This is a genomic window from Mycobacterium sp. E1715 (assembly GCF_001667625.1).
Classification (GTDB): Bacteria; Actinomycetota; Actinomycetes; order Mycobacteriales; family Mycobacteriaceae; genus Mycobacterium.
In genome coordinates, this window is record NZ_LZJJ01000410.1 from 1 (window position 1) to 1,005 (window position 1,005).

Below are 1,005 nucleotides of genomic sequence, written 5' to 3' on the forward strand. Positions count from 1 at the left end.
CGCCACTCCCCGGGGGCGATCCGCAGTCGTCAGTGCTCAACCGGGTCGAGTACGGCAACCGTAGCTAGCGGCGCAGCCGGGCGCGGCGGTTCACCGTCGCCGAGTTCAGCGGTGCGGGCGGCGGTAGTCACCTCCTCGTCGGCCGCGCCCGTGTCGCGCCGGTGGCTATGGCTGGTCGGGGCGATCGCCCTGCTGTTGACCTTCGCCCAATCCCCGGGCCGGGTCTCCCCCGACACCAAACTCGACCTCACCGCCAACCCCCTGCGCTTCCTCGCCCGCGCCACCAACCTGTGGAACAGCGAGCTGCCGTTCGGGCAGGCGCAGAACCAGGCCTACGGGTATCTCTTCCCGCACGGCACCTTCTTCGCGATCGGCCATCTGCTCTCGGTGCCCGGGTGGGTCACCCAGCGGCTGTGGTGGGCGCTGCTGCTCACCGTCGGCTTCTGGGGGCTGTTGCGGGTCGCCGAGGCGCTCGGCATCGGCAGCCCCGCGTCGCGGGTGATCGGCGCCGCCGCGTTCGCGCTGTCGCCGCGGGTGCTGACCACCCTGGGGTCCATCTCGTCGGAAACCCTGCCGATGATGCTGGCGCCGTGGGTGCTGCTGCCGACGATCCTGGCGTTGCGCGCGTCGGGCGACCGGTCGGTGCGAGCGCTCGCCCCGCAGGCCGGTCTGGCCGTGGCGTTGATGGGCGCGGTCAACGCGATCGCCACGCTGGCCGCCTGCCTGCCCGCGGTGATCTGGTGGGCGTGCCACCGGCCCAACCGGTTGTGGTGGCGCTACACCGGGTGGTGGTTGCTGGCGCTCTTCCTGGCAACGCTGTGGTGGGTGGTGGCGCTGGTGATGCTGCGAGCCATCAGCCCGCCCTTCCTGGACTTCATCGAATCCTCCGGTGTGACGACGCAGTGGTCGTCGCTCACGGAGATCCTGCGCGGCACCGACAGCTGGACCCCGTACGTGGCGCCGACCGCGACCGCCGGCGCGCCGCTGGTGACCGGGTCGGCGGCC

Annotated in this window: 2 protein-coding genes; both read left to right on the forward strand. The window is 72.1% G+C overall.

The annotated features are described in order from the left end of the window. On the forward strand, positions 1-68 hold a 68-nt coding region (locus A9X03_RS29375), incomplete at its 5' end, for a DUF2613 domain-containing protein (protein ID WP_156736784.1). 43 nt (positions 69-111) lie between these two features. Further along, positions 112-1,005: alpha-(1->3)-arabinofuranosyltransferase family protein (locus A9X03_RS20015; protein WP_197696116.1), on the forward strand; the 894-nt coding region annotated here is incomplete at its 3' end.